Below are 4,963 nucleotides of genomic sequence, written 5' to 3' on the forward strand. Positions count from 1 at the left end.
ACCGGACGGCGGCCGGTCGCACCCCGCAGGTCACAGCGCCCGGGTCAGCCGGTCGGTGAGCAGCCGGGTGAAGCGGGCCGGATCGGCCAGCTCACCGCCCTCGGCGAGCAGCGCGCCGCCGTGCACCAGCTCGGCGATCTCGGTCAGCGCGGGGTCGGCCGGGTCGGCCTCGTGCGCCGTCCGCAGCGCGGTGACCAGGGGGTGCGCCGGGTTGAGTTCGAGGATCCGCTTGACCTGGGGCACCTGTTGGCCCATCGCCCGGTACATCTTCTCCAGGGTCGGGGTCATGTCGTGGGCGTCGCCGACGAGGCACGCCGCGGAGGTCGTCAGCCGCGACGACAGGCGGACCTGCTTGACCTGCTCGGACAGGGCCGTGGTCAGCCAGGTCAGCAGGGCGGCGAAGTCCTGGTCGCGCTTGACCTTCTCGGCATCGGCCGCCTCGTCCCCGTCGGCGGGCTCGTCGAGGTCGACCTGGCCCTTGGCGATGGACTGGAGACGGTGGCCGTCGAAGCCCGGGACCCGCTCCACCCAGACCTCGTCGACGGGGTCGGTGAGGATCAGCACCTCGTACCCCTTGGCGCGGAAGGCCTCCAGGTGCGGGGAGTTCTCCACCGTGGCCCGGGTCTCGCCGGTCAGGTAGTAGATCGCTTCCTGGCCGTCCTTCATGCGCTCGACGTACTCGCGCAGGGTGGTGGTCCGGTCCGGGTCGTGGGTGGAGGCGGCCGACACCAGCTCCAGCAGGGCCGCGGTGTTGTCGGCGTCCTCGATCAGGCCCTCCTTCAGCACGCGGCCGAACTGGGACCAGAACGACGCGTACGCCTCGGCGTCGCCGGCCTGCATCTCCTTGACCGCGCCGAGGACCTTCTTGACCAGGCGCCGACGCACCGCGCGGATCTGCCGGTCGTGCTGGAGGATCTCGCGGGAGATGTTCAGCGACAGGTCGTGGGTGTCCACCACGCCCTTGACGAAGCGCAGGTAGTCGGGCATCAGCGCTTCGCAGTCGTCCATGATGAACACCCGCTTGACGTACAGCTGCACGCCGCGCCTGGGTTCGCGGGAGAACAGGTCGAACGGTGCCTGCGCGGGGAGGAAGAGCAGCGCCTCGTACTCGAAGGTGCCCTCGGCGCGCATGTGGACGGTCTTGGCCGGGGCCTGCCAGTCGTGGCTGATCTGCTGGTAGAACTCGTGGTACTCGGCCTCGGTCACCTCGTTGCGCGGCCGGGCCCAGAGGGCCTTCATCGAGTTGAGCGTGTCGACCTCGGTGGTGGTGGCGCCCTCGGCGCCGGTCCGTTCGGTGGCCATCCGGATGGGCCAGCGGATGAAGTCCGAGTACTGCTTGACGATCTGGCGGATCTTCGGCTCGGACAGGTAGTCGGCCAGCCCGTCCTCCCCGTCGACGGGCTTGAGGTGCAGGGTGACGGAGGTGCCCACCGGCAGCCCGTCGACGTCCCGGAGCTCGTAGGTGCCCTCGCCGGCGGACTCCCACTGGGTGCCGGCGTCGGTGCCGGCCCGGCGGGTGCGCAGGGTGACCTTGTCGGCGACCATGAACGCCGAGTAGAAACCGACGCCGAACTGCCCGATCAGGCTCTGCGCCGCCGCGGCGTCCTTGGCGCCCTTGAGCTTCTCCAGCAGACCCGCGGTGCCGGACTTGGCGATCGTGCCGATCAGCTCCACGATCTCGTCCCGGCTCATGCCGATCCCGTTGTCGCGGACGGTCAGCGTCCGGGCGTCGTGGTCGACGTCCAGTGCGATGTGCAGGTCCGAGGTGTCGGCCGCGACGTCGGGGTCGGTCAGCGATTCCAGCCGGATCTTGTCCAGTGCGTCGGAGGCGTTCGAGATCAGCTCGCGCAGGAAGATGTCCTTGTTCGAGTAGATCGAGTGGATCACCAACCGGAGCAACTGACGGGTCTCGGCCTGGAATTCCAACGTCTCGACAGTGCTACCCACTCTGGGGCTTCCTTTCTGCCCGAAGGGAACGGAGGGTACGGACGGGCCTGGGCCCGGGCGGCTCGCCGCCGGTACCGCATGGTAGATCGTGGACGGGCGGGGGAGCGCCGTGGGCCGGTCGGGTGGGGGTGGGCGCCCCGGTCGGCCGGCGCCGTCGGCCGGGGCCGGGCTCGGGGTCGTCCGGCGCCGCCACCGCGTCGGCGGCCGCGGCTGCCAGGCGGTCGACCTCGACCCATGCGTCGAGGTGGTGGCCCGGGTTCCGGGGGTGGTCGGTCGCGGGTGGGGCGGGCAGGAAGGCGGGGGAGCGGCCGCGGTGGAGGTACCAGGAGCCGAGGCGCTCCAGGGCGGAGCGGCGCTCGGCGGCGCTGGTCTCGACGGAGCAGCGCTCGGCGGCGTAGAGGCGCAGGAGGTCGTTGAGCCGGTAGCGGTCGCGCTCTTCGAGGGTGAGCAGGTGGGCGGCGGCCAGCCGGTCGAGGACGGGCCGGACGGCGGCGGCCGGGGCGCCGGCCAGGGCGGCGGCCGCGTCGGAGCCGATGCCGACGGCCGGGACCAGGGTGAGCAGCCGGAGCAGCGCTCGGGCCTCGGCGGGGAGCGAGCGGTAGGAGAGGTCGAAGGCGGCGCGGACCGCCGAGGTGTCGTCGCCCTCGATCTGGAGCGCGCTCAACCGGGTTTCCGCGTCGAGGAGTTCGGCGGCGTGGTCGGTGAGGCTGCGGTCCGGGCAGGCGGCGAGGCGGCTCGCGGTGACGGCCAGGGCGAGGGGCAGCCGGCCGCAGGCGGCGGTGAGCTCGGCAGCGGCGCGCGGCTCGGCGCGGGTGCGGTGCTCGCCGATGATGCGGGCCAGCAGTTCGAGGGCCTGGCGGGCGGGCAGGACGTCGAGCACCAGGGGCCGGGCGCCGTTGCGGACGGCCAGTCCGTCGAGCCGGGTGCGGCTGGTGACCACCGTGCGGCAGTCCGGGGTGCCCGGCAGCAGCGGGCGGACCTGCTCGGCGTCGCGGGCGTTGTCGAGGACCACGAGCAGCCGGCGCTCGGCCAGCAGGGAGCGGTAGAGCGCGGCCGCCTCGTCCGGCGCCGTGGGGATCCGGTCCCTGGGCACGCCCAGGGCGCGCAGGAAGCGGGCCAGGACGGTGTGCGGGGCGAGCGGCGCGTCGAGGGAGTAGCCGTGCAGGTCGGCGTAGAGCTGACCGTCCGGGAACCGGTCCCGGACGCGGTGGGCCCAGTCCACGGCGAGGGTGGTCTTGCCGACCCCGGCCGGTCCCGAGACCGCGCACACGGCGGCGGCCGGCCCGGTCTCCGGTGGCGCCGGGGCGGTGAGCAGCGAGTCCAGGACGCGCAGTTCCGTGCTCCGTCCGACGAAGGTGGCCAGGGCGGGCGGGAGTTGGGCGGGTGGTGGCGGCGGCGCCTGCGCCGGGGGAACCGCCGCTGGGGTCGGTGCTTCCTCGGCCCGGGGCGAGGCGGCGGGGACCGGCTCGGTGGCCAGCAGTTCCAGGTGCAGAGCCCGTAGCCCGGGCCCGGGGTCGAGCCCGAGCTCGTCGGCCAGGCGCTCGGCGAACCGGCGGTAGGCGGCGAGCCCTTCGGGTGTGCGTCCGGAGCCGTGCAGGGCCCGCATCAGCTGTCCGGTGAAGCGTTCCCGCAGCGGCTGGTCGGCGACCAGCGCGGTCAGTTCGGGGACGGCCGCGCGGTGCCGGCCGAGGGCGAGCTCCAGGTCGAGGCACTCCTCCCAGGCGGTCAGTCGCAGTTCGTCCAGCGCGACGGCGCCCGGTACGTCCGTGTCCGCGGCGAGTCCGTCCAGTGCCGGTCCGCGCCACAGGGCGAGCGCCGCGCGGAGCCCGTCGACCGCGTCCGGGGTCCGTCCGGCGGCGGCTTCGCCGCGGGCGAGGGCGAGCCGGTCGGTGAAGTCGCGGGCGTCCAGACGGTGGCCGGTGAGGGTGATGCGGTAGCCGCGGCCGTCGGTCAGCAGGACGGGCGGCGCGTCCGGGTCGGCCTCGGCGAAGCGGCGCCGCAGCAGCCCGGCGAGGTTGCGGACCTGGCGGGTGGCGGTGGCCGGCGGCCGCTCGTCCCAGACGGCGTCCACCAGGCGGGCGACCGGAACGGAGCTGCCCGCGTTGAGCAGCAGGGCGGCGAGCAGCCGTTCCTGCCGGGAGCCTTCGGAGGGGACGCGTCGGCCGTCGCCGGTCCACACCTCCAGCGAGCCGAGGATCCTGAACTCCACACGTCCCTCCCTGGGGCCCGCGCGGCCGGTGGGGACCACCGCCGTGGTGGATGGGCGCGAGTCGTGACGAATCGATGATCAGATCATGCCAGTTGTGTGCGTTCGGTTGAGAACTTTGTCAGGCACCGGCCGAAACGAGCCGGTGGTCCGACGAGACGCCCCGACCCACAGGAGCAGTTGATGAACCGTCTGAAGAAGGCCGTCGCCACCGCGACCGCCGTCGCCGCCGCCGCCCTGATCCCGCTCACTGCCGCCCCGGCCTCCGCCGCCACCGGGCCGGCCACCCACCTGGGGATGACCTGGTCCGTCGTCTCCTACGGCCCGGAGGGCACCGTCCAGGTCGGCGGCCCCGGCGGCAGCCCGAGCAACGCCTACAGCGGCGACACCGCTCCGTCCGTCTCGCTGCCCGTGCTCTGCCTCAACGTCGACGGCAGCCCGGCCCCGGACGGGCTCACCATCGCCTTCCACAACGGCTGGGCGCAGGGCACCGTCGCCCTCAGCCAGCCGGTCAAGGGCTCCCGCCTCAACAGCCGGGCCGCGGCGGACAGCGTCTGCCAGGCCGCCTTCGGCGCCGCCTGGCGCGAGGCCGAGTTCCACGACGGCCACTACGGGCCCGACCTGTCGCTGACCGGTGGCTGGACCTTCTGGGCGTACGGCAACATCCCGAACAACACCCGGTTCTGGACGGCCATCAACGACCAGCCGGCCAACCCCTGGAACTGACCGGGGACCACCGACTCGACTTCGACCTGCCCGGCGACTGGCCGCCGGAAGGCGAGACCCTTCTGCGGTTCGAGGGTGTGGACT

Annotated in this window: 3 protein-coding genes; 1 reads left to right on the top strand and 2 read right to left on the bottom strand. The window is 73.5% G+C overall.

The features are described from left to right. Positions 1-30: 30 nt before the first annotated feature. Positions 31-1,947 (bottom strand): molecular chaperone HtpG, encoded by a 1,917-nt coding sequence (htpG, locus tag ACFU7Y_RS40025; protein ID WP_224285304.1) that lies wholly within the window; start codon positions 1,945-1,947, stop codon positions 31-33. Next, on the bottom strand, positions 1,940-4,156 hold the full coding sequence (locus ACFU7Y_RS40030; RefSeq protein ID WP_380771296.1) for a BTAD domain-containing putative transcriptional regulator: 2,217 nt from the start codon (positions 4,154-4,156) through the stop codon (positions 1,940-1,942). The genes htpG and ACFU7Y_RS40030 overlap by 8 nt, the downstream gene beginning before the upstream one ends. A gap of 180 nt (positions 4,157-4,336) precedes the next feature. Here ACFU7Y_RS40030 and ACFU7Y_RS40035 point away from each other — a divergent pair, with 180 nt between their 5' ends. After that, the gene (locus ACFU7Y_RS40035) at positions 4,337-4,879 is read left to right on the top strand and encodes a hypothetical protein (RefSeq protein ID WP_363394825.1); all 543 of its coding nucleotides are present in this window, start codon (positions 4,337-4,339) and stop codon (positions 4,877-4,879) included. The last annotated feature ends 84 nt before the right edge of the window (positions 4,880-4,963 follow it).

Source organism: Kitasatospora sp. NPDC057542 (genome assembly GCF_042801945.1).
GTDB lineage: Bacteria > Actinomycetota > Actinomycetes > Streptomycetales > Streptomycetaceae > Kitasatospora.